General features: G+C 46.0%; 22 protein-coding genes. 15 read left to right on the forward strand and 7 right to left on the reverse strand.

Features of this window, described 5'->3' with window-relative positions:
- The first annotated feature begins 40 nt into the window (after positions 1-40).
- The 15 genes from rfbA (at position 41) to wzzB (ending at position 16974) form a co-directional block, all read left to right on the forward strand.
- On the forward strand, positions 41-919 hold the full coding sequence (rfbA, locus tag JT31_RS20095; protein WP_038483367.1) for a glucose-1-phosphate thymidylyltransferase RfbA: 879 nt from the start codon (positions 41-43) through the stop codon (positions 917-919).
- A 3-nt stretch (positions 920-922) separates the two neighbouring features.
- Positions 923-1471: a dTDP-4-dehydrorhamnose 3,5-epimerase gene (rfbC, locus tag JT31_RS20100; protein WP_038481297.1), complete on the forward strand. Its 549-nt coding sequence runs from the start codon at positions 923-925 to the stop codon at positions 1469-1471.
- Between the two features lie 5 nt (positions 1472-1476).
- Positions 1477-2451: a CDP-6-deoxy-delta-3,4-glucoseen reductase gene (locus JT31_RS20105; protein WP_038481300.1), complete on the forward strand. Its 975-nt coding sequence runs from the start codon at positions 1477-1479 to the stop codon at positions 2449-2451.
- Between the two features lie 15 nt (positions 2452-2466).
- Complete coding sequence (gene rfbF / locus JT31_RS20110) at positions 2467-3240, forward strand: glucose-1-phosphate cytidylyltransferase (protein ID WP_038481303.1); 774 nt, start codon at positions 2467-2469, stop codon at positions 3238-3240.
- A gap of 4 nt (positions 3241-3244) precedes the next feature.
- On the forward strand, positions 3245-4324 hold the full coding sequence (gene rfbG / locus JT31_RS20115) for a CDP-glucose 4,6-dehydratase (protein ID WP_038481306.1): 1080 nt from the start codon (positions 3245-3247) through the stop codon (positions 4322-4324).
- Between the two features lie 26 nt (positions 4325-4350).
- Complete coding sequence (gene rfbH, locus JT31_RS20120; protein ID WP_038481309.1) at positions 4351-5664, forward strand: lipopolysaccharide biosynthesis protein RfbH; 1314 nt, start codon at positions 4351-4353, stop codon at positions 5662-5664.
- Positions 5665-5724: 60 nt separating this feature from the next.
- Positions 5725-7431 (forward strand): thiamine pyrophosphate-binding protein, encoded by a 1707-nt coding sequence (locus tag JT31_RS20125; protein WP_038481312.1) that lies wholly within the window; start codon positions 5725-5727, stop codon positions 7429-7431.
- Positions 7432-8379: an NAD-dependent epimerase/dehydratase family protein gene (locus tag JT31_RS20130; RefSeq protein ID WP_081948203.1), complete on the forward strand. Its 948-nt coding sequence runs from the start codon at positions 7432-7434 to the stop codon at positions 8377-8379. It abuts the gene before it with no gap.
- A 26-nt stretch (positions 8380-8405) separates the two neighbouring features.
- Positions 8406-9770 (forward strand): hypothetical protein, encoded by a 1365-nt coding sequence (locus JT31_RS20135; RefSeq protein ID WP_038481315.1) that lies wholly within the window; start codon positions 8406-8408, stop codon positions 9768-9770.
- Between the two features lie 62 nt (positions 9771-9832).
- On the forward strand, positions 9833-10843 hold the full coding sequence (locus JT31_RS20140) for a glycosyltransferase family 2 protein (protein ID WP_038481318.1): 1011 nt from the start codon (positions 9833-9835) through the stop codon (positions 10841-10843).
- A gap of 66 nt (positions 10844-10909) precedes the next feature.
- Positions 10910-12040, forward strand: coding sequence for an EpsG family protein (locus JT31_RS23325; RefSeq protein WP_071842993.1), 1131 nt, complete (start codon positions 10910-10912; stop codon positions 12038-12040).
- Between the two features lie 86 nt (positions 12041-12126).
- A complete protein-coding gene (locus tag JT31_RS20150; protein ID WP_038481324.1) occupies positions 12127-13188 on the forward strand; it encodes a glycosyltransferase family 4 protein in 1062 nt (353 codons plus the stop codon).
- Between the two features lie 52 nt (positions 13189-13240).
- Positions 13241-14131, forward strand: a complete 891-nt coding sequence (locus tag JT31_RS20155) for a glycosyltransferase (RefSeq protein ID WP_144244071.1) — start codon at positions 13241-13243, stop codon at positions 14129-14131.
- 235 nt (positions 14132-14366) lie between these two features.
- The gene (gene gndA / locus JT31_RS20160; protein WP_038481327.1) at positions 14367-15776 is read left to right on the forward strand and encodes an NADP-dependent phosphogluconate dehydrogenase; all 1410 of its coding nucleotides are present in this window, start codon (positions 14367-14369) and stop codon (positions 15774-15776) included.
- A 199-nt stretch (positions 15777-15975) separates the two neighbouring features.
- Entirely contained in the window at positions 15976-16974 is a 999-nt protein-coding gene (wzzB, locus tag JT31_RS20165) for an LPS O-antigen chain length determinant protein WzzB (protein ID WP_052049029.1), read from the forward strand.
- A gap of 203 nt (positions 16975-17177) precedes the next feature.
- On the opposite strand, the gene hisIE is transcribed toward wzzB, so the two are convergent.
- From hisIE to hisD, 7 genes are read right to left on the reverse strand one after another with little or no spacing between them, the layout of a single operon-like run.
- Positions 17178-17789, reverse strand: a complete 612-nt coding sequence (gene hisIE, locus JT31_RS20170) for a bifunctional phosphoribosyl-AMP cyclohydrolase/phosphoribosyl-ATP diphosphatase HisIE (RefSeq protein ID WP_038481331.1) — start codon at positions 17787-17789, stop codon at positions 17178-17180.
- Complete coding sequence (gene hisF / locus JT31_RS20175) at positions 17783-18559, reverse strand: imidazole glycerol phosphate synthase subunit HisF (protein WP_038481334.1); 777 nt, start codon at positions 18557-18559, stop codon at positions 17783-17785. The genes hisIE and hisF overlap by 7 nt, the downstream gene beginning before the upstream one ends.
- Complete coding sequence (gene hisA, locus JT31_RS20180) at positions 18541-19278, reverse strand: 1-(5-phosphoribosyl)-5-[(5-phosphoribosylamino)methylideneamino]imidazole-4-carboxamide isomerase (protein ID WP_038481337.1); 738 nt, start codon at positions 19276-19278, stop codon at positions 18541-18543. Before hisA ends, hisF begins: the two co-directional genes overlap by 19 nt.
- 3 nt (positions 19279-19281) lie before the next feature.
- Positions 19282-19872 carry an imidazole glycerol phosphate synthase subunit HisH gene (hisH, locus tag JT31_RS20185; RefSeq protein WP_038481340.1) on the reverse strand — a complete coding sequence of 197 codons (591 nt, stop codon included), beginning with the start codon at positions 19870-19872 and terminating at the stop codon, positions 19282-19284.
- Positions 19872-20939: a bifunctional histidinol-phosphatase/imidazoleglycerol-phosphate dehydratase HisB gene (hisB, locus tag JT31_RS20190; protein WP_038481343.1), complete on the reverse strand. Its 1068-nt coding sequence runs from the start codon at positions 20937-20939 to the stop codon at positions 19872-19874. The genes hisH and hisB overlap by 1 nt, the downstream gene beginning before the upstream one ends.
- Complete coding sequence (gene hisC, locus JT31_RS20195; protein ID WP_038481346.1) at positions 20936-22018, reverse strand: histidinol-phosphate transaminase; 1083 nt, start codon at positions 22016-22018, stop codon at positions 20936-20938. Before hisC ends, hisB begins: the two co-directional genes overlap by 4 nt.
- Positions 22015-23322, reverse strand: a complete 1308-nt coding sequence (hisD, locus tag JT31_RS20200; RefSeq protein WP_038481349.1) for a histidinol dehydrogenase — start codon at positions 23320-23322, stop codon at positions 22015-22017. Before hisD ends, hisC begins: the two co-directional genes overlap by 4 nt.
- Between the last annotated feature and the right edge of the window lies 1 nt (position 23323).

Genomic DNA, 23323 nt, shown 5'->3' on the forward strand with positions numbered 1-23323 from the left:
TGACCCGGGATGGGTGAAACACATGAGTAGAGAAATGAACATGACTTCACGTAAAGGCATCATTCTGGCCGGGGGTTCCGGCACTCGTCTTTATCCAGTAACGATGGCTGTCAGCAAGCAACTGTTACCTATTTACGATAAACCGATGATCTACTACCCGCTCAGCACGCTGATGCTAGCCGGTATCCGTGACATCTTAATCATCAGTACGCCGCAGGATACGCCGCGCTTTGAGCAATTACTGGGTGATGGCACACAGTGGGGGCTTAACCTGCAATACAAAGTGCAGCCAAGCCCGGACGGGCTGGCGCAGGCTTTTATTATCGGTGAAGAGTTTATTGGCGATAGCGATTGTGCGTTAGTGCTGGGTGACAATATTTTCTATGGTCACGACCTGCAAAAACAGCTGGAAAATGCAACGGTCAAAACATCTGGTGCCACCGTCTTTGCCTACCATGTCCATGACCCGGAACGTTACGGTGTGGTGGAGTTTGATAAAAGTGGTAAAGCCGTCTCGCTTGAAGAGAAGCCGCTTGAACCCAAAAGTAACTATGCGGTGACCGGATTATATTTCTACGACAAAAACGTTGTCGAAATGGCGAAAAGCTTGAAGCCATCTCCACGCGGTGAACTCGAGATTACCGATATTAACCGATTGTATCTGGAACAAGAGGAATTATCGGTTGCCATGATGGGGCGGGGCTATGCCTGGCTTGATACCGGGACTCACCAGAGCTTGATTGAGGCCAGTAACTTTATCCAGACCATTGAAGTGCGTCAGGGTCTCAAAGTTGCCTGCCCGGAAGAGATTGCGTTCCGTAAAGGATTTATCGACGCTCAGCAGGTTAGAAAACTGGCTGAACCGTTGTCCAAAAATGATTACGGTAAATATCTCCTGAAGATGGTCAAAGGTTTATAAGTCATGAACGTAATAAAAACGGCAATACCAGAAGTTCTGATCTTTGAACCTAAAGTGTTCGGCGATGAACGCGGTTTCTTTTTTGAAAGCTTTAGTCAGCGTATTTTCGAAGAGGCTGTCGGACGCCCGGTGGCTTTTGTGCAGGATAACCATTCGAAGTCCAGGCAAGGTGTACTGAGAGGTTTGCATTTCCAAAGAGGCGAGCACGCGCAGGGTAAATTAGTCCGCTGCACTGCCGGTGAAGTGTTTGACGTTGCGGTTGATATTCGTCAAGGCTCAGCAACGTTCGGCCAGTGGGTTGGCGTTCATTTGTCTGCGGAAAATAAACGCCAGCTGTGGATCCCTGAAGGTTTTGCTCATGGCTTCGTCACGCTGAGCGATACGGCTGAGTTTTTATATAAAGCAACCCAGTACTATGCCCCTTCCTCTGAAGGCAGCATTTTGTGGAATGACGAAAGTATTGGTATCGATTGGCCCATCTCTCAACCGCCAGAGCTATCAGCCAAAGATGCTGTAGCGCCGTTGCTGCATCAGGTTTCATTCTCAGAGTAAATAACGTGTCTCACATTATAAAAATATTTCCTTCAAACATTGAATTTCCTGGCAAAGAGGATGAATCCATCCTCGATGCGGCGCTTTCAGCAGGTATTCACCTTGAGCACAGCTGTAAAAACGGCGATTGTGGTATTTGCGAATCTGACCTGCTTGCAGGGGAGGCTATCGATGCCAGTGGCAGAGTATTCGGCCACGGGGAAAAAATACTGACTTGCTGCTGTAAGCCTAAAACAGCGTTGGAGCTTAAGGCGAACTACTTCCCGGAACTGGCTGGGCAAGTAAAGAAAATCGTTCCTTGCAAAGTGAATAGCGCCGAATTGGTTTCTGCAGATGTTATCAGCCTGAAGCTGCGCATGCCGCCTACTGCGAAAATGGGCTTCCTGCCAGGGCAGTATATTAATTTGCAATATAAAGGCGTGACCCGCAGCTATTCAATTGCTAATAGCAATGAGGCCGACGGCGTTGAGCTTCATATCAGAAATGTGCCCAATGGCCAGATGAGCACGCTTATTTTCAGCGATCTGCAAGAAAATACGCTGATGCGAATTGAAGGGCCTTGCGGGACATTCTTCATCAGAGAGAATGAGCGGCCGCTGATTTTCCTGGCCGGTGGTACTGGGTTTGCACCGGTAAAATCAATGGTTGAACATCTTGTGCAGAATAACAGTATGCGCGAGATTCATATCTACTGGGGCATGCCGCAGGGAAATGACTTCTATTCACCGTTGCCACAGCAATGGTGTGAACAGCACGACAACATTCATTTTGTTCCGGTGGTATCAGGCGAAGATGCAAACTGGAACGGGCGTAAAGGATTTGTCCATCACGCCGTAATGGATGATTTTGATTCCCTTGAGTCCTTCGACATTTATGCATGCGGATCGCCTGTCATGATCGATGCCAGTAAAAAGGACTTTATGACTAAACATCTCTCCGTAGAGAACTTCTATTCTGATGCCTTTACCGCATCGAAATAAAATTGAGGGCACGACATGAAAGCGGTGATTCTGGCTGGTGGACTTGGAACCAGATTAAGTGAAGAGACAATTGTAAAGCCAAAACCGATGGTTGAAATCGGTGGCAAGCCAATTCTCTGGCACATTATGAAAATGTATTCCGCCCACGGTATTAAAGATTTCATTATCTGCTGTGGTTATAAAGGCTATGTGATTAAAGAGTATTTTGCGAACTACTTCCTGCATATGTCCGATGTCACATTCCATATGGCAGAAAACCGCATGGAAGTACATCACAAGCGCGTTGAACCATGGAACGTCACTTTAGTGGATACCGGCGACGCTTCAATGACCGGTGGCCGCCTGAAACGCGTCGCTGAGTATGTAAAAGATGATGAGGCTTTCCTGTTCACCTATGGTGACGGTGTCGCCGATCTGGATATCAAAGCGACCATTGATTTCCATAAGTCACACGGTAAAAAAGCCACGTTAACGGCGACCTTCCCACCGGGCCGTTTCGGCGCGTTGGATATTAACGCGGGTCAGGTTCGTTCGTTCCAGGAAAAGCCGAAAGGCGACGGCGCGATGATCAACGGCGGCTTCTTTGTTCTGAATCCTTCCGTCATCGATCTCATCGACAACGATGCGACGACCTGGGAGCAGGAGCCTTTGATGGCCCTGGCAAAACAGGGTGAACTGATGGCCTATGAGCACACCGGCTTCTGGCAGCCAATGGATACGCTGCGTGATAAGACTTACCTGGAAGGCCTGTGGGAAAAAGGTAAAGCTCCATGGAAAACCTGGGAATAGTTGAATGATTAATCAGAGCTTTTGGCAGGGGAAACGGGTATTCGTTACCGGTCATACAGGTTTTAAAGGAAGCTGGCTTTCACTGTGGCTGACTGAAATGGGGGCCGTGGTAAAGGGTTACTCATTAGCGGCCCCAACCGATCCAAGTCTTTTTGATATCGCACACCTTGATGACTTCATGGAGTCAGAAATTGGCGACATCCGTGATTTTGAAAAGCTACGTGCATCTATTGCGGCGTTTAAGCCCGAAATCATTTTCCATATGGCGGCTCAGCCGCTGGTCCGTCTCTCTTACGAACAACCGATTGAAACCTATTCGACCAATGTGATGGGCACCGTTCATCTGCTCGAAGCGGTTAAACAGGTTGGGGGAGTCAAGGCCGTGGTTAATATCACGAGCGATAAATGCTATGAGAATCGCGAGTGGGTATGGGGCTATCGTGAAAATGAAGCGATGGGCGGGTATGACCCTTACTCGAACAGTAAAGGTTGTGCTGAGCTGGTTGCCTCGGCGTTTCGTAGCTCATTCTTTAATCCCGCAGACTACGATAAACACGGCGTTGGCCTGGCTTCCGTCAGAGCAGGTAATGTGATTGGCGGCGGAGACTGGGCAAAAGATCGTTTAATTCCAGATATTTTACGTTCTTTTGAAAATAACCAGCAGGTCGTTATTCGCAACCCGCACTCAATTCGTCCGTGGCAGCATGTTCTTGAGCCGCTGTCGGGTTACATCGTCGTGGCACAGCATTTATATTCCGACGGGGCGAAGTTCTCAGAAGGGTGGAACTTTGGTCCGCGTGAGGAAGATGCGAAAACCGTCGAGTTCATCGTCGACAAGATGGTCGGGCTTTGGGGTGAAAGTGCAAGCTGGCATCTGGATGGTGAAAACCATCCTCATGAGGCGCATTACTTGAAGCTGGATTGCTCGAAAGCACACATGCAATTAGGCTGGCAACCTCGTTGGGGGCTGGTTGAAACACTTGGTCGCATCGTTAAATGGCATAAAGCATGGATAAACGGCGAAGATATGCTGGCTTGTTCAAAGCGCGAAATCCATGACTACATGACCACCACTATTAGTTAAGAAAATAAGTAACAGGAATCAGAGCAATGACAGCAAATAACCTGCGTGAACAAATCTCCCAACTCGTCGCCCAATACGCAGATGCGGCACTGAGCCCAAAGCCTTTTGTTGCAGGTGCAAGCGTAGTGCCACCATCTGGTAAAGTTATTGGTGCCAAAGAACTCCAGCTGATGGTAGAAGCTTCTCTGGACGGATGGTTAACGACCGGCCGTTTTAACGATGCTTTCGAAAAGAAACTGGGTGAGTTTATCGGTGTCCCACATGTGTTAACTACCACATCAGGTTCTTCTGCAAACCTTCTGGCGTTGACCGCATTAACCTCACCAAAATTGGGCGATCGCGCTCTGAAGCCTGGTGATGAAGTGATTACCGTCGCGGCAGGTTTCCCAACCACCGTTAACCCTGCGATTCAGAACGGCCTGATCCCTGTATTTGTTGATGTTGATATCCCGACATACAACATCGACGCTTCCCTGATTGAAGCTGCCGTCACTGAGAAATCAAAAGCAATTATGATTGCTCACACGCTCGGCAACGCATTCAATTTGAGCGAAGTTCGTCGAATTGCAGATAAATACAATCTGTGGCTGATTGAAGACTGCTGTGACGCGCTGGGTACGACTTATGATGGCCAAATGGTGGGTACCTTCGGCGACATCGGTACCGTTAGCTTCTACCCGGCTCACCACATCACCATGGGTGAGGGTGGCGCAGTATTCACCAAATCCGGCGAATTGAAGAAGCTGATTGAGTCCTTCCGTGACTGGGGCCGTGACTGCTACTGTGCACCTGGCTGCGATAACACCTGTGGCAAGCGTTTTAGCCAGCAGTTGGGTTCTCTCCCGGAAGGTTACGATCACAAATACACCTACTCTCACCTGGGCTACAACCTTAAAATCACCGACATGCAGGCTGCCTGTGGTCTGGCTCAGCTGGAGCGCGTAGAAGAGTTCGTCGAGCAGCGTAAAGCTAACTTCGCCTACCTGAAACAAGCGCTGCAGTCTTGTGCTGAGTTCCTGGAGCTGCCGGAAGCAACTGAGAAATCTGATCCATCATGGTTCGGTTTCCCTATTACGCTGAAAGAAACCAGCGGCGTAAACCGTGTTGATCTGGTGAAATTCCTGGACGAAGCCAAAATCGGCACCCGTTTGCTGTTTGCAGGTAACCTGACTCGCCAGCCGTACTTCGCTAACGTCAAATACCGCGTTGTTGGCGAACTGACGAACACAGACCGCATCATGAACCAAACTTTCTGGATTGGTATCTACCCAGGCCTGACCACCGATCACCTGGATTATGTGGTTAGCAAGTTCGAAGAATTCTTTGGTTTGAATTTCTAATTTTTAATTAAAAAATGACGAACCAGAGGCATTCTGGTTCGCCTGATTTCTGAGGTTATAATGAAAGCTTCTGATGCTATTGCTGAAGTGCTAAGTGCGAATAATGTCGATTATGGCTTTGAGCTGATTGGTGGAATGATTGCCCATCTCGTCGATAGTATTAATGTTCTGGGCAAAACCAAAATGGTCTCTTTGCACCATGAGCAAGCGGCAGCATTTGCAGCTGGTGGTATCGCTCGTGCTACAAACAATCAGAAATTAGGATTGGCGCTGGGTACTAGTGGGCCTGGAGCAACAAACCTTATTACGGGTATTGCTGACTGCTGGCTCGATAGTTGCCCTTGCATTTTTATAACGGGTCAGGTTAATACTAATGAGCTCAAATTAGAAAGGAATATTCGCCAGCAGGGATTCCAGGAGCTGGATATTGTTAGTATTGTCAAAAGTATTACTAAGTTTGCACATCAAATAACATGCAAAGAAGAAATTATTCCGGTGCTGCAGCAGGCTATCGATATAGCTAAGAGTGGCCGCCCTGGACCGGTACTGATAGATATCCCAATGGATCTGCAGCGTGCAGAATTACCTGACGATATTATTGATTACCTGGCTGTTAAAAAAGATAAGCAGAATGCCAAAAATAACAGCGAGAAGGTATTTGATGAAGTATTGGCGCTACTTTCCAGCGCTCAGAAGCCAGTGTTCCTTATCGGTGGCGGAGCAATTAATGAGCCTCACTTCGCCGCGTGGCAAAAAGCTATTTCTGAATCTGGCCTGCCTCACGTAAGTAGTCTGAAAGGAAGTGAAAAAACACGACAACGGCCTGCCTACTACGGAATGATTGGCAGTTACGGTACCCGAACCGCTAACTATGCCGTACAAAATTGCGATTTGCTGATTGTTCTCGGCAGCCGTATGGATGTGAGGCAGACGGGAGCGGATACTGCTGATTTTGCGCGTAATGCTAAAATCATACAAATCGATCTCGATGAAGCCCAGTTAGAAAACAGAGTTATCGCTGATATTAATGTAAATGAAACTTGCGAAGATTTTTTAATCGCTCATTTGCAGTATTTAGAAGGGCAAAGCCACATAGAAAAAAAATCATGGCAGCTTGAACTAGATACGCATTGGAAGAATAATTACCAGGATGAATATGCAGACTGGTCGGTTAGCCCATTCCAGATATGCCAAACCCTTAGCAATGCGTTTGACAATAAGCCTGTACATTATGTCGCTGATGTAGGTAATAATCAGATGTGGGTTGCTCATTCTTTACTGCTGGGAGAAAAGCAGGCAATTCATCATTCTGGTGGCCTTGGCGCCATGGGATTTGCTATCCCAACAGCCGTTGGTGTTGCCTATGCTGCTGAGTGCCCAACGGTGATATTAACCGGTGATGGCGGCGCTCAATTGAACATTCAGGAGCTGGATATTATTGCCAGAGAGCGCCTCCCTGTATTGACGATTGTCTTCAATAACCAGTCATTAGGAATGGTTCGCGCATTCCAGGAAATGTATTTTGATGGGCGTAATGACTCGACTTTCTGGAGTGGTTATAGTTCATCCTTCAGCAGTATTGGTAAAGCTTATAATATTGAGTCATTCACCACTGCCGATCTGGCTGAGTTTTCAGGTTATATCAATAACTTTATTAAAGATCCTAAGCCAATGCTCATAGAAATTTTAATGAGCGATGCACGTGAGTGCCGCCCACGTCTTGCGTTTGGAAATCCAATTGATAAACAGTATCCGGTGAAAGATTAAATGATGAACATTGCTATATTAGGTGCAACGAGTCAAATAGCTCAAGACTTACTTAGACAATGGGCTCTAGCTAACAGTGATCATTCGCTGACACTATATTCTCGGCGGCCAGAACATGTTGTTGAGTTTATGAAGGAAATTGATTGGGCTTGCTCATATAGTTCTTGCGACATTATCGATTTCACTCACGAAGATAAACATTTCGATGCGATAATAAATTTTATTGGGCAAGGGAAACCAATAAGTATTGTTGAAAATAGTTCAGAAATAATGAAAGTAACAGAACTATATGACAATATGGTAATGAAGTACTTGTCATTGCATCAAAATAGCAAATATTTGTTTTTAAGTAGCGGTGCTGTATATGGATCAGTTTTCTCTGAGCCTGTTACAGAACAAAGCATGGCACAAATACCTATTAACAGACTGGGTGACAACAATGCATATGCAATTGCTAAGTTATATGCTGAGGCTAATCATCGGTTGAATAAAGATAAAAAAATTGTTGATATTCGAGTTTTTAATGTTTTTAGTCGTTATCAAAGCCTGAATACTGGTTTCTTTATTACAGATATCGTTAGTGCGATAAAAAATAAAAGTGTTTTAACAGTATCACCTTCTCATATGGTAAGAGATTATCTGCATCCAGAAGATTTTTTCCAGCTAATTGAGGCCTTGCTAAACTATGAAGAGCATATCAATACAGCGGTTGACTGCTTTTCTAAAATGCCAATAGATAAATTTGAGTTGTTGAAATTCTGTGAGCATAAATATGGACTCAAATGGAGCGAGGAAAAAGAAAAGGATATAATAAATGCGACAGGCTCTAAAAATAATTATTACTCTAAAAATAAACTAGCCACTAAATTTGGATTTGAGCCTCGTTATTCATCATTAGAATCAGTGCAACTTGAAATTGATGCACTTATTGGTTCTTATAATATTTAAATGGTTTTTAAATTAGTGAATGATAAATGATAATTTTTTTTAAAAAAATAGTTCAAAAACTAGGTGTCGATTTTGATATTGGAAATACTCTCTTACTAAGATTATGGTCGACAGTATCGGGTGCATTACTTGTGTTGATTATTCCTTTTTTCTTATCGACACCCGAGCAAGGTTATTATTTTACATTTGCTAGTCTTATTGGCATGCAGATATTTTTCGAGTTAGGGTTTAACTTTGTTATTACTCAAATGATTAGCCATGAAATGGTAAATGTAAAAGTAACAGATGGGAAATTAGATGGTAGAAGGAATTCTGTTGATAGGATTTATTCACTTATAGCTATGTTGGTTAAGTGGTATGCTGTCATTTCAATTTTGTTTTTTGTTACTGTCTATTATATTGGTATTCATTTTTTTAATACACATGGCTCATTACATCAGTCTGATTGGGTTTATGCATGGTTTGGCATTGTATTCTGTTCATCTTTAAATATATTTGCCAGCCCGTTTTTGTCTGTATTAGAAGGGATGGGATTTGTTGGACGTGTTGCACGTTTGCGACTGTACCAATCAATTGCGGGTTACCTCAGCCTTGCTGTCTTATTATCTTTTCATTTTAAATTAAATGCAATCCCTGCCGTTTCTGGCATGGCTGCATTGTTCAGTCTTATTTATATATTCAAAATTAAATTTAGTGTCCTTTTTTCACCAGTGTACAAAGCGGACAAAATAGATGTGAAAAATAAGGTTTCTATTTCGTGGCGTCATGAAATATTTCCATTCCAATGGCGCATAGCCATCAGCTGGATAAGCGGTTACTTCATATTTCAACTATTTAACCCACTAGTCTTTTCAAATCAAGGTGCCGCGGAAGCTGGTAAATTAGGTCTTCTACTTACGATATTTTCTACGATATTAACGCTATCAATGAGTTGGGTAAATGCAAAAATACCATCAATGTCCAGATTAATATCTTGCGGCAATAGAGTTGAGTTAAATATTTTATTTAAAAAAATATTCATATGTTCACTCGCTTTTAATATTTTATTATCTTTTATGTTTGTGGTTACTCTTAAGGTTATGATGATCATGGGGATGCCATTAGCTGACAGGGTTTCAGGGGTTAATACGGTGGTGCTAATTGCCATTATTAACATTATTAACCATATAATTTTTTGTTTAGCATCATACATGCGCGCACACAAAGAAGAACCCTTACTATTCAATTCAGTAATTACTGGGGTTTTAGTGGCAATTTTTGCATATTTTATGTCTAAATACAGTGTTTTTCTCATGATTAGTAGCTATCTAGCTATACTCATTACAGTTACTTTGCCGTGGGTATTAATTTTATTTAGGCAGTATAATAAACGAAAATTTATTCCTAATTGAAAGTGATGAATAATAGAACTGATATTGCTTTTAATAATTATAATCTCAAATAAAGGTGTGTTGTGTATAATAACGGAACGGAAATAACTATAGGCATTCCAACTTACAACCGAGTAGAAAAAGTACGGAAACAGTTAGAGAGACTTATACCACAATTAGCGGTAAACGATAGGGTGATAATCTCAGATAATGCTACGCCGGGAGATGAGCTAAAAATCATCATCGATTCTTTTTGTGATGCTCGAATAGTACTGCATGAAAATAAAGTTAATATTGGTGCCAATGCAAATATAATAAGATGTTTCGAATATGCTGATACTGAATATCTTTGGCTGCTAAGTGATGATGATGAAATAGTTGAAAATGCGTTAGACATTATTAGAGCAAAAATTAGAGAATATAATGCGGACTTTTACAACTTTTCTACAGCTTTGCTTGCCACTTCTAGAAAAGATACGTTATGTACTAATATCGAAGAGTATGTCGACTTTATCGGGTCAGGGATTAGTAATCATTTATTGATCTCCAATAATGTATATAAAATTAAGAGTGTCTTGCCGTATTTGGCATTGGCATTTTGGGGAGCGTATATTAACGCACAGCATCTTGTTCCCGTCTTTATGGCATTACAACACGGTGCAACTATTTTTTTGAGTAGCGATAATATAGTGAAGTGGGGCAGTTCAGAAAAAAATGGTGCTGGTGGTTGGCGTTTTGCAAACCTGTATAATTTGCTTTTTTTACCTGATGTTATTTCTGTTTCGAAAGTTAGGGAAAAAGCAATAAGAGCTGTAATGAGTTCCCTTCCTGCACCTGAAAAATTAATAGCTCAACTTTCGTATTATAAAGCTGGAACAGACGACAACGAGAAAATTGACTCTTATGCTCGGCGTATACTTAATATTTATATAGAGTATGGAAAAATTGGTTTGAAATTAAGAGCATACATTCTGAAGGTTTTGATAAAATTTCCAAGTATTTATCTTAAGTTATTAAATATTATATTCAAACGTGCTAAAGATGACACTATATATAGCTATTTACAAAAGGGCTCATTTGAATTTTACATCTAATCAACTGTTTTATGATTTTATTGAGTTTAATGTTTGACAGCCATAATACATTAAGTCGGTGATCGTATGCTTTTTTATATTTTAGCTGGTTTTTTGGCTTTTTTTTGCGTTCTTGAGATTTCATTGAAAATAATGAATGTAGGCTCTTGGACATATGTTAAAATTAAAAATGATTTGTATTTAAAGTTGTTTTTTTTTCTTTTTTTTCTTTTATTAATAATATTTTGTGGGTTAAGAGCTGAAGGTGTTGATCGCGACTATCCAGAGTATTTGAATATGTTGTCGCAAGTGCCACCATTTCCAGTTGTGCTATTTTCTGATTTATCAAATGTTCATGGCGATCCTATATTTTATTTTATTGCATCACTCATTAATTTAATCGATGGGGAGCCTTATTTATTATTCCTTTGTTTCAGTTTGTTGTCTTTATCTTTATATCGTTGGTGTTTTATAAAATATTCACCCCTTCCTTTTTTGTCTTTGTTGATTTATTTTTGTCATTCGTTTCTTAATAAAGAGATGACCCAGATTAGAAATGGTTTGTCTTCGGCACTATTGTTGGTTATGTTGTGTTATTTAAGTGAAAGGAAAAATTTAAAAGCTACAGCATTTTTATATTTTTCATTTTTGGCACACTCTTCGGGCTTGGTTGGCATTCTGCTATACGGAAGCAGGTTGTTTTCGAAAAAAAGAAATTTGTTTTATTGCATTGGAATATTTATTTCTTTAGTTTTGTATTTCACATGGCATCAACTTTTTTCTCTCTTGCCACAAAATATTGGGATTGTCCAGAAAACATACCAATATATTATGTGGGATGCTTATAATTATTCGCTTTCGTTGTTTAATCCGATTCTTTTGAAAATGATATTTTATTTCGTATTATTTTTATATGTAAAAAAAATAGTTGGATTGAGTGATAAGTTGGATGTTTTTTTATTTTCTTATTTCTTATCAATCTGCTTCTATATTGCATTCAATGATACGGCTATTTTAGGTGCGAGAACTGCAAGCACATTATCTTGTTCAGAATTTATTCTTATACCTGCAATTATAAATAGACTTATCGAATGCAAGAAAATGGCATTGGCTATTCTTGTCTTAATCACAACTGTGATTATTAGTTTGGCCCTCCTATACATTAATTTAGAAGTTAAAGATATTTTTAATGATTATAGGACGGTGATTTTTAATTGATTTTTATCTATGCATGTTAAGAAAAATCTACTGCGCACTGTCACGAAATTCATAATGTGTATATAAAATATTATTCAGGTATTAATGTGAAAAAGATTGCTGTAATTATACCCTCTGTTCAAAATGTTGGTCCAGTCCGTGTGGCTTATGACATAATAGAAGAATTAAAGAATAAATATTCAGAGGCATCTGATATGGTTTATTTTGAAGTTTTCTATTTGGACAGTAAAGGCAACATGCAATTTCCTTGCGATCAAAATAAATTGACTCTTAAAAATTTTCACAAGTTATATGACTTCGACGTTATTCATTCACATATGATTCGACCAGATTTTATCAACGCTATTACTCCCTTTTTTAAAGGAAAGAAGGTTTCTACTATTCATAATATTGTGGAAACGGATCTTTTTTATTCTTATGGCAAAACTATTTCCTTTGTTTTTAGTAAGATTTGGAGGTTGATATGGTGTCAATTGGATACCAAGATAGTTTTGACAGATGTTGCTAAGAAATATTATATAGAAAAAATAAAAATCAATGAAAATGAAATTGAAGTAATCAATAATGGCGTTGAACCTTTAAATAAAAAATCTGATTTTGACAAGGATATATTCGATGTTGCAAGTGATTTTAGATCTAAAGGACTAAAAATCTTAGGCTCTATTGCACTTTTTAATAAAAGAAAAGGATTAGAGCAAATTATTCGAGTGCTTGCAATTGACCCCGGATTATCCTGTATTATTATTGGAGATGGCCCAATAATGGATGAATTAAATTCACTAAGTGAATCACTAGGTGTGGTCGATAGAGTTTATTTTCCTGGTTTTAGGGATAATGGGAAAGAGCATATGTTTTTGTTCGATTGCTATGTTATGCCTAGTCGGGAGGAAGGTTTTCCGCTGGCATTAACTGAAGCTTTAAGTAGCAATGTCGTGACCGTGTGTTCTGACATACCTGTTTTTAAGGAAATATTAGATTATGACACAACTACATTCTTTCAATTAGATGATATTATCTCACTAAAAAAAGCCATTCATCATTCTATTAGCAATTCAAATAGATTAGCCAATGCAGCAAGGATTAAATTTGATACGGCTTATACGCGAGAAGTTATGGCTGATAATTACTTAGATATATATCTTAAGTAGAGTATGTTTTTACATTTTTCTTACAGTGTCCTAGCATTTGGAGTGCTTTATTGTGGCCAGTGTCGTGGTTTTACTTGCAGCGTACAATGGAATGGAATGGATTGAAGAGCAAGTTCAGTCCATATTAAATCAAAAAAATGTTGTCTTGGATATCTATCTAAGTGTTGATGTTTCTACTGACGGCACAGAGAAGTTTTGCGCAGAGTTGACTGCAAAATATGATAACATTCATATGTTGCCATATGGTGAGAGATTTGGCGATGCTGCAAGTAATTTTTATCATTTAATAAAGAATGTTGATGTAAGTGGTTATGATTTTATATCGTTTTCGGACCAGGATGATATATGGTATGAAGATAAACTTTTCAGAGCAGTGACCAAATTATCCAGTGGGGAATACGCTGGCTATTCAAGTAATGTGCTTGCTTTTTGGAGGGATGGACGGACAAAAATAATAAATAAATCACAGAAGCAGGTTGAATATGATTTTTTATTTGAATCAGCAGGTCCTGGTTGTTCGATTGTTATTAATAAAAACATTGCATGTGCATTTAGAAAAATTCTGATAGAAAGTGATGAGATAAAAGAAATTGAATATCATGACTGGTTTGTCTATGCGCTTGCACGCAGTTCTGGATGTAAATGGTATATTGATGCTTTACCCTCCATGAAGTATCGACAGCATGAGCGCAATCAAATAGGGGCTAATAATAGCTGGCGTGCTGCAATGAAGCGTATATCTATGATTCAAAGTGGTTGGTATAGGAGCCAAATAAAAAGAACGATAAGTGTACTTTCTATACATGACCAATTCTTATTTCGATGCCTTTCAGACCGAAGTTTAAGCTCGCGTATTTTGTTGCTTAAAAACATCAATAAAATAAGAAGAAAGTTTTCTGAGCGAGTTTTTTTCTTTGTCATTGTTGCGATGGGATTATTTTAATTGCGAAAGAGGTCTCAATTTAATCTATTTCATAATATACGTTAAAGGGGACGTCAGTGATAATAATGCTAAAAGTATAGTTTCTGGATGAGTTATTCAATATTACAATTGTTTGTTTCTGGCTAAGCACTTTGAGCTGTTAGAGTATGAACAAGAACTTATTCATCATATGATGATTAGCAACGAGACCCATTTAGTGTCAATAGTATAACTATCTAAAAGACAGGAGTATGTAATGTCCAAGCAGCAGATCGGCGTTGTTGGTATGGCCGTGATGGGGCGCAACCTGGCGCTGAACATCGAAAGCCGTGGTTATACCGTTTCCGTGTTCAACCGCTCCCGTGAGAAGACTGAAGAAGTCGTCGCAGAGAACCCAGGCAAGAAGCTGGTTCCTTACTACACGGTGAAAGAGTTTGTTGAATCCCTCGAAACACCGCGTCGTATCCTGTTAATGGTGCAAGCGGGCGCAGGCACTGATGCCGCAATCGACTCTCTGAAACCTTACCTGGATAAAGGCGACATCATCATTGATGGCGGCAACACTTTCTACCATGACACGATTCGTCGTAACCGTGATCTGTCGGCTGAAGGTTTCAACTTTATCGGTACGGGTGTTTCCGGTGGGGAAGAGGGGGCGCTGAAAGGCCCATCCATCATGCCTGGCGGCCAGAAAGACGCTTACGAGCTGGTTGCTCCAATCCTGACTAAAATTGCCGCAGTGGCTGAAGATGGCGAGCCTTGCGTAACGTACATCGGGCCTGATGGCGCTGGTCACTATGTGAAGATGGTTCACAACGGTATCGAATACGGCGATATGCAGCTGATCGCAGAAGCTTATTCTCTGCTGAAGCATGGCCTGGACCTGTCTAATGAAGAGCTGGCAGAAACCTTTACCGAATGGAACAAAGGTGAGCTGAGCAGCTACCTGATCGACATCACCAAAGATATCTTCACCAAGAAAGATGAAGACGGTAAATACCTGGTTGATGTGATTCTGGACGAAGCCGCTAACAAAGGTACCGGTAAATGGACCAGCCAGAGCTCTCTGGATCTCGGTGAGCCACTGTCCCTGATTACAGAATCCGTGTTTGCACGTTATATCTCTTCCCTGAAAGAGCAGCGCGTTGCGGCATCTAAAGTGCTGAGCGGTCCGCAGGCTAAACCGTTCTCCGGTGACAAAGCCGAGTTCAGCGAAAAAGTTCGCCGTGCCCTGTATCTGGGTAAAATCGTTTCTTATGCTCAGGGTTTCTCCCAGCTGCGTGCCGCTTCTGAAGAGAACAACTGGGATCTGAACTACGGTGAGATCGCGAAGATTTTCCGTGCGGGCTGTATCATCCGCGCGCAGTTCCTGCAGAAAATCACCGACGCTTATGCTGAGACTCCGGCGATTGCTAACCTGCTGCTGGCCCCATACTTCAAGAAGATTGCTGACGATTACCAGCAGGCGCTGCGTGATGTGATTTCTTACGCTGTTCAAAATGGTATTCCAACGCCGACCTTCTCCGCTGCGATTGCCTACTACGACAGCTACCGTGCTGCCGTGCTGCCGGCTAACCTGATCCAGGCTCAGCGTGACTACTTCGGGGCGCACACCTATAAGCGTACCGACAAAGATGGCGTCTTCCACACCGAATGGTTAGATTAATCTTAAAATCTGACGTCTAGTTAAAAAGGGTCCTTCTTCAGGGACCCTTTTTATGTAATCTAAGCTGAGTTATATATTTTGTGCTTTGAGTAACAGTGACTTCTTTTTGAATCATTCCTGTTATTTTAGTTTTTAGCTATGTGAAATGTTTGTGGTTCTTCTGATAGTGCGGAAAAATTAATAAATTCCTAGGGTTATTATGAATACAAATAATAGTAATGTGACAAAGGTTAATACTGAGAGTCACAATGAAGAATCAATTGATTTAATTGATCTCCTTATACAGCTTTGGCGTGGTAAAAAAATAATCTCGATCTTTGTCATTGCCTTCATTTTATGTGCTGTTGCATATCTTTTCGTCGCTAAAGAGAAATGGACCTCATCTGCTATCGTAACCTTGCCGGATGCCGGGCAGCTTTCTAACTATAGCAACGCGATGAACGTTCTGAGTATTCAGCATCCAGATAGTGCACCTACGCTGATTGATGTTCAGCAGCGCTTCTTTGGACGTTTTAATGCTGCAATTTCCGCGTTATCTGAGCAGTTGGACAATCAGCAGAAACGCGAACAGTTAACCATCGCACCTGCTGCAAAGGATCAGCCTTTGCCGCTAAAAATAAGCTACGTAGCTAATTCCGCGCAGCAGGCGCAGAAAACGTTGAATGTCTATCTACAGCAAATCAATAAGCGCACGGTTAGCGAGCTTGATGATGACCTTAAGACTTCAATTGATGCAAAAATAAGTGATATAAAAGAGCAGCTCAGTGCAAAAGAAAAAGTTGCCAAAGAGAAGCAGCAAAAACGACTTGATGAGCTAAACCAGGCGCTGATTGTCGCTCAACAGTCCAATATTACTAAGCCTGTAGTCTCTCAGGCGGAAACCTTGTCTCAGGATACCCTGTTTGTACTGGGTAGCGAGGCGCTTTCTTCGATGATTAAAAATGAAGCCTCTCGTCCTCTGCCGTTGGATAACTCTTACTTCAACGCCCGCCAGGCGTTGCTTGCGGTTAGTGAGTTAAAATCGACGCCAGAAACAACCTATGCGTTCCGCTATATCATGAAGCCAACTTTGCCTGTGCGTAAAGACGGCCCGAAAAAAGGCCTGACGCTCGTGCTGGCTGCCTTGCTGGGTATTATTGTCGGTTCAGGTTATGTCCTGGGACGTAACGCGCTGCGTAACTATAAACCAGCTGCGTAAGCCCGCTAAAAAAACAAAAGGCCGCGTTAGCGGCCTGAGAGTGCTGACAAAGTTCATTGTTCTAAAAAAGCCCGAACCCAGGTCTAATAAAAACAATGAATAATGTTCTCTGGTTTGCCCCAAACAGTCGAAAACCACGTTTTCGGCTGTTTGTCATCATTCTGAGGCCGCGTTAGCGGCCTTTTTTACGTCCATTCCCCGGTTTATTTATGCCGAGCCCGTAAATTTTCAATCACCGTGCTCAGGTCCAAATCCTGATCCTGCAGCAGCACCAGCAGGTGATACATCAAGTCAGAAGCCTCATTGGTCAGCTCGTGGCGATCGTTCACGGTTGCCGCCAGTGCGGTTTCCACGCCTTCTTCCCCTACCTTCTGAGCAATACGTTTGGTGCCGCTGGCATACAGTTTCGCGGTGTAAGAACTTGTCGGATCGGCGGTTTTGCGCGAAGCCAGCAGCTGTTCCAGCTCGAACAAGAAATGCCAGTCGTGGTGCGCTTCACCGAAGCAGCTTGAGGTGCCGAGGTGACAGGTTGGGCCGATGGGGTTAACCAGCACCAGCAGCGTATCGTTATCGCAGTCCGGAGCAATTCGCACCACGTTCAGGAAATGCCCTGACGTTTCACCTTTGGTCCACAGGCGCTGTTTGGTGCGCGAGAAGAAGGTGACTTTGCCGCTCTCAAGGGTTTTCGCCAGCGCGTCCTGGTTCATATAGCCGAGCATCAGGACTTCGCCGGACGCCGCGTGCTGAACGATCACCGGCATCAGGCCATCGGTTTTTTCCCAGTCCAGCTGGGATAGCTGTTGTTCTGTTAACACACTCGAATCTCCACGCCTTGTTGAACCAGAAACGCCTTCAGTTCACCAATATTGATAATTTGCTTATGGAACACGGAAGCCGCCAGAGCGCCGTCAACGTCCGCATCGCGGAAGGCTTCATGGAAGTGTTCCATGGTGCCAGCGCCGCCGGAGGCGATAAGCGGCACGTGGCATACTTCACGCACTTTCTTCAACTGAGCCAGGTCGTAGCCGTTACGCACGCCATCCTGGTTCATCATATTCAGGACGATTTCCCCCGCGCCGCGTTTCTGCACTTCCTGCACCCAGTCCAGCGTTTCCCATTTTGTTACGCGAGTGCGGCTTTCGTCGCCGGTGTACTGGTTCACGTGATATTTGCCGGTTTCAGCATCAAACCAGGTATCAATGCCGACCACGATACACTGCACGCCAAAGCGATCGGCCAGGCGAGTGATAAGCTCAGGATCGGCCAGGGCAGGGGAGTTAATGGAAATCTTATCCGCGCCGAAGGAGAGGATCTGAGCCGCATCTTCGACGGACTTGATCCCGCCCGCCACGCAGAAAGGAATATCGATCACTTCGGCAACGCGAGTCACCCAGCTTTTGTCCACTACGCGGCCGTCGCTTGAGGCGGTGATATCGTAAAATACCAGCTCGTCTGCGCCTTCCTGAGCGTAGCGTTGCGCCAGCGGCACGATGTCGCCGATGATTTCGTGATTACGGAACTGCACGCCTTTGACAACCTGGCCGTCACGCACGTCCAGGCAAGGAATTATCCGTTTTGCCAGCATGAAATGGCCTCCTTCACGTTAAATTTACCTTCCAGAAGCGCGCGCCCAACGATCACGCCTTTCACGCCGCTGCCGCGCAGGGCGGCAATATCTTCAAGCCCACCGATACCGCCGGAGGCCTGAAACGCCACCTGCGGGAAACGCGCGCAAACTTCCTGATAAAGCTCAACGTTTGAGCCTGCCAGCGTACCGTCGCGAGAAATGTCGGTGCACAGCACATGTTTCAGGCCGAACGGCAGAAACTGTTCGACAAGCTGCTCCAGCGTGGTGCCGGAGGTTTCCTGCCAGCCGCTAACCGCAACCTGTTTGTTACCCTCGGCGTCAATACGCACATCCAGCGCCAGCACTAAGGCATTGGCGCCAAAACGTTCAAACCAGCCCTGCACCAGCTCAGGGGATTTCACCGCGGTAGAGCCGACAACTACGCGAGCTGCACCGGCTTCCAGCAGGGCTTCAACGTCCTGCTCGGTGCGAACGCCGCCGCCAACCTGAACCGGCACGCTTACGCCTGCCAGCAGCTTTTGCAGCAGCGGGATTTGGCGAGCCGCCGGGTCTTTGGCTCCGGTCAGGTCAACGAGGTGCAACACTTCTGCACCCTGCGACTGATAATCCTGTAAACGCGGCAGCGGGTCGCTGCCATAATCGCGCTGCTGGCCGTAATCTCCCTGATGGAGGCGCACCACTTTGCCGTCAATTAAATCAAGTGCCGGGATTATCATGGCCTACATCTCCAGAAAGTTTTTCAGCAGCTGAGAGCCAGCCGCACCGGAACGCTCAGGGTGGAACTGAACGCCCCAGAAGTTATCCTTTTGTACCGCCGCGGTGAAAGCTTCGCCGTAGTTCGCCTGGGCGATAGTATTTTCGCAGACCGGCATCGCATAGCTGTGGACGAAGTAGAAGTACGCCCCGTCGTCAATGCCGCGGAACAGGCGGTCGCCCGCTTTCGGGTAAACCCGGTTCCAGCCCATGTGCGGCAGCGGCAGGCCAAAATCTTTCATCTGCAACACCGGCTGCTCGATAATGCCCAGCATCTCGACGCCATTGCTTTCGTCGCTGCGGCTGCCGAGGAGCTGCATACCCAGGCAAATGCCCAGCACGGGCTGAGTACAGGCTTTGATCAGCTCCACCAGATCGCGCTCAATGATTTGGTTCATCGCTGCCTGAGCGGTGCCTACGCCGGGTAAAAATAGCTTATCGGCGCGCAGTACCACATCCGGATCACGGCTCACCTGCGGCTCATATCCGTGGCGCTGAATGGCCGACTTCACCGAATGCAGGTTGGCGCAGCCCGTATCGAGGATCACCACGTTCATTAGAGCACTCCTTTCGAAGAGGGGAGCGTATCGCCCTCGACGCGAATCGCCTGGCGTAGGGTGCGGCCAAAGACTTTGAACAGGCTCTCCACGCGGTGGTGATCGTTCTTGCCTTTGGTCTTCAGGTGCAGCGTCACACCCATGGTGTAAGAAAGCGAGCGGAAGAAGTGCTCCACCATCTCGGTGCTGAGGTCACCCACGCGCTGGTAGTTGAACTCGGCTTTGTATTCGAGGTGCGGGCGGCCGGAGATATCCAGCGCACAGCGGGCCAGACATTCATCCATCGGCAGCACAAAGCCAAAACGAGTGATGCCGCGTTTGTCGCCCAGCGCCAGCTTAAGCGCCTCGCCCAGCGCCAGGCCGGTATCTTCGACGGTGTGGTGATCGTCGATGTACAGATCGCCCTTAACCGCGATCTCCATGCGGAAGCCGCCGTGGGTGCAGATCTGGTCCAGCATGTGGTCAAAGAAGCCGACGCCGGTGGCAATTTTGCTGCCGCCTTCGCGATCCAGCCAGACTTTGACGTCAATCTGCGTTTCTTTAGTATTGCGTTCTACGTGAGCGTAGCGATCGCGCTTAGTGAGTTTCTCGGCGATTTGCTTCCAGTCCAGACCGTCGCTGTTGTAGCGCAGTCCCTGAATGCCCATATTTTCGGCCAGCTCGATGTCCGTCGCGCGGTCGCCAATCACGTAGCTGTTGGCTTTATCCAGTGCGCCTTCCTGCAGATACCCGGTCACCAGCGCCAGCTTTGGCTTGCGGCAGCCGCAGTTGTCCGCAGGCAGGTGAGGGCAAATCAGCACTTCATCGAAAATGATGTCCTGAGAGGTCAGCACCTGCATCATCAGGTTGTGCGGGCCGTCGAAATCGGCCTGCGGGAAGCTGGCAGTGCCCAGCCCGTCCTGATTGGTGATCATCACCAGGCGGTAGCCCGCCTTTTGCAGCTGCAGCAGAGCCGGGATCACCGCAGGCTCAAAGGCGAGTTTCTCCATGCGGTCGACCTGGTAATCGCTCGGTGGCTCGGAAATCAAGGTCCCGTCGCGGTCGATAAAAAGTACTTTCTGGCTCATTTGCTCTCCGTGGCCTGCAGGCCGGGTTGCTGACGCAGCGCATCGATAGCGCGCTGGCACTCTTCGCGTGTGCCAATGCTGATGCGCAGGCAGCCGCTTAACGTCGGTTGTTTATACTGGTCACGTAAGATAATGCCCTGATCCCACAGCGATTTAAAGACCGCGCTGGAGGCGGTAATTCTGGCGATAACGTAATTGGTTTCGCTGTCGAAAACCTGCTCAACGCAAGGGACGCTTTTCAGCTCATTGATCAGGTACTGGCGATTCAGCAGCACTTCGGCAACGCGCTCGCGCATCGCGTTAATGCCCTGCGGGCTAAGCGCCTGGGCGGCGATGTCGGCCACCGGCGTAGAAAGCGGGTAAGGGGCGATGACTTTTAGCAGCAGATTAATAACTTCTTCATTCGCCAGCGTAAAGCCGCAGCGCAGGCCCGCCAGCGCAAACGCTTTAGAGAGCGTACGCAGCACGACCAGGTTTGGGTATTCTTTCAGCCAGCCTGCCAGCGTCGCCTGTGGGCAGAATTCGATATACGCTTCGTCGGCAACCACCAGCGCTTTGCCGCGGGTCATTTCCAGCAGCACGCGCAGATCCTGCGGATTAATCAACTGGCCGGTCGGGTTATTCGGGCTACAAACATAAACGACTTTTACGCCGTCGAGGTTTTCTGCAATCACCGGCAGGTCAAGCTGCCAGTTATCCAGCGTGGCAACGGTGCGGCACTCTACGCCAAAAGTCTCGGCGCTGACGGTGTACATGCCGTACGTCGGCGGGCAATAGAGAATGGCGTCTTTGCCCGGTTCGCAAAACGCGCGAATCAGCAGTTCAATGCCTTCATCCGCACCACGGCTCACCAAAACCTGCTCAGGCTTCACGCCCGCGTAGCTGGCATAGTTGGCGATGACCTGCTTTGGCTGGCACTCCGGGTAGCGGTTCAGCGTCTGCGCGGTTAACTGAAATTCTACCGGCGTCGGGTATTCGTTGGCGTTCAGCCACACGTCGCCGTTCCCGCCCAGGCGGCGGGCGGACTGATAAGGGGTCAGGGCGCGAACGTTGGCGCGGGCTAACTCTTCGATGCTCATGCTTGCTCCTTAAGGGCGGCGACGCGTAGGGTTACGGCGTTTTTGTGGGCGGTCAGCTGCTCGGCGGCGGCCAGGATCTCAATGGTTTTTGCCAGCGAGGCAAAACCTTGAGGAGAGAGTTCCTGCACGGTCATCCGCTTCTGGAAGTCCGCCAGCCCAAGGCTTGAGCAGGTGGAGGTGTAACCGTAGGTCGGCAGCACGTGATTCGTCCCGGAGGCATAATCGCCCGCGGACTCAGGCGACCAGTCGCCAAGGAACACCGAACCTGCGCTGGTAATGTCATCCACCAGCTCACGGGCGTTGCGCGTCTGGATGATCAGGTGCTCAGGGCCGTATTGGTTTGATATCTCGATACATTGCGCTAAATCACGAGCGATAATTAAGCGGCTGCTTTCCAGCGCCTTGCGGGCAGTTTCTGCGCGAGGCAGGGCAGCCAGCTGGCGCTCAACGGCCTCGGCAACGGCCTGAGCCATGGCGCTGTCCGGGGTTAGCAAGACCACCTGAGAATCCGGGCCGTGTTCCGCCTGAGAAAGCAGGTCAGAGGCCACGAAGTCAGGCGTTGCGCCACTGTCTGCAATCACCAGCACTTCAGACGGGCCTGCGGGCATATCGATGGCCGCGCCGTCGAGACGCTGGCTAACCTGGCGCTTCGCTTCGGTGACGAAGGCGTTGCCGGGTCCAAATATTTTGTCCACTTTCGGAATGCTTTCCGTACCAAGCGCCAGAGCGGCAATGGCCTGCGCGCCGCCTACCTGAAACACTTCCTGCACGCCGCAAAGCTGGGCCGCATAAAGAATTTCGTCGGCAATCGGTGGCGGAGAGCAAAGCACCACTTTTTTGCAGCCAGCGATGCGGGCCGGCGTGGCCAGCATCAGCACGGTGGAAAACAGCGGGGCGGAGCCGCCAGGGATGTACAGGCCAACGGAGGCTACCGGGCGGGTAACCTGCTGGCAGCGCACGCCGGGCATAGTTTCCACATCTACCGGAGCAAGCTGCTGCGCAAGGTGGAACTTCTCAATGTTAGCGACGGCCACGGCCATCGCCTCTTTAATCTCGTCGCCGAGTCTCGCCACGGCTTCATCGATTTGCTGCTGAGTGACCTGCAGTTGCTTCACTTCAGTTTTATCGAACTTCGCGCTGTACTCGCGCAGGGCTTCGTCACCGTTGCTTTTAACGTTATCCAGGATTTCTGCCACGGTGCGGGTAATGCTGTCCGAAGCGGAGATGGCCGGGCGCATCAGCAGCGCACGGCGAGCGGCTTCGTCGCAGTCGTTCCAGTTAATCAGCGTGTTGAAGTTGCTCATC

This window comes from Cedecea neteri, from assembly GCF_000757825.1.
In the GTDB taxonomy this organism is placed as follows: domain Bacteria; phylum Pseudomonadota; class Gammaproteobacteria; order Enterobacterales; family Enterobacteriaceae; genus Cedecea; species Cedecea selenatireducens.

Coding starts and splice junctions, on each gene's coding strand:
- hisF (WP_038481334.1), bottom strand. CDS start 18,559: ATGCTGGCAAAACGGATAATTCCTTGCCTGGACGTGCGTGACGGCCAG.
- hisH (WP_038481340.1), bottom strand. CDS start 19,872: ATGAACGTGGTGATCCTCGATACGGGCTGCGCCAACCTGCATTCGGTG.
- JT31_RS20125 (WP_038481312.1), top strand. CDS start 5,725: ATGAAAGCTTCTGATGCTATTGCTGAAGTGCTAAGTGCGAATAATGTC.
- wzzB (WP_052049029.1), top strand. CDS start 15,976: ATGAATACAAATAATAGTAATGTGACAAAGGTTAATACTGAGAGTCAC.
- hisD (WP_038481349.1), bottom strand. CDS start 23,322: ATGAGCAACTTCAACACGCTGATTAACTGGAACGACTGCGACGAAGCC.
- rfbA (WP_038483367.1), top strand. CDS start 41: ATGACTTCACGTAAAGGCATCATTCTGGCCGGGGGTTCCGGCACTCGT.
- hisC (WP_038481346.1), bottom strand. CDS start 22,018: ATGAGCATCGAAGAGTTAGCCCGCGCCAACGTTCGCGCCCTGACCCCT.
- JT31_RS20135 (WP_038481315.1), top strand. CDS start 8,406: ATGATAATTTTTTTTAAAAAAATAGTTCAAAAACTAGGTGTCGATTTT.
- JT31_RS20130 (WP_081948203.1), top strand. CDS start 7,432: ATGATGAACATTGCTATATTAGGTGCAACGAGTCAAATAGCTCAAGAC.
- rfbG (WP_038481306.1), top strand. CDS start 3,245: ATGATTAATCAGAGCTTTTGGCAGGGGAAACGGGTATTCGTTACCGGT.
- rfbC (WP_038481297.1), top strand. CDS start 923: ATGAACGTAATAAAAACGGCAATACCAGAAGTTCTGATCTTTGAACCT.
- hisA (WP_038481337.1), bottom strand. CDS start 19,278: ATGATAATCCCGGCACTTGATTTAATTGACGGCAAAGTGGTGCGCCTC.
- rfbF (WP_038481303.1), top strand. CDS start 2,467: ATGAAAGCGGTGATTCTGGCTGGTGGACTTGGAACCAGATTAAGTGAA.
- hisB (WP_038481343.1), bottom strand. CDS start 20,939: ATGAGCCAGAAAGTACTTTTTATCGACCGCGACGGGACCTTGATTTCC.
- rfbH (WP_038481309.1), top strand. CDS start 4,351: ATGACAGCAAATAACCTGCGTGAACAAATCTCCCAACTCGTCGCCCAA.
- JT31_RS23325 (WP_071842993.1), top strand. CDS start 10,910: ATGCTTTTTTATATTTTAGCTGGTTTTTTGGCTTTTTTTTGCGTTCTT.
- gndA (WP_038481327.1), top strand. CDS start 14,367: ATGTCCAAGCAGCAGATCGGCGTTGTTGGTATGGCCGTGATGGGGCGC.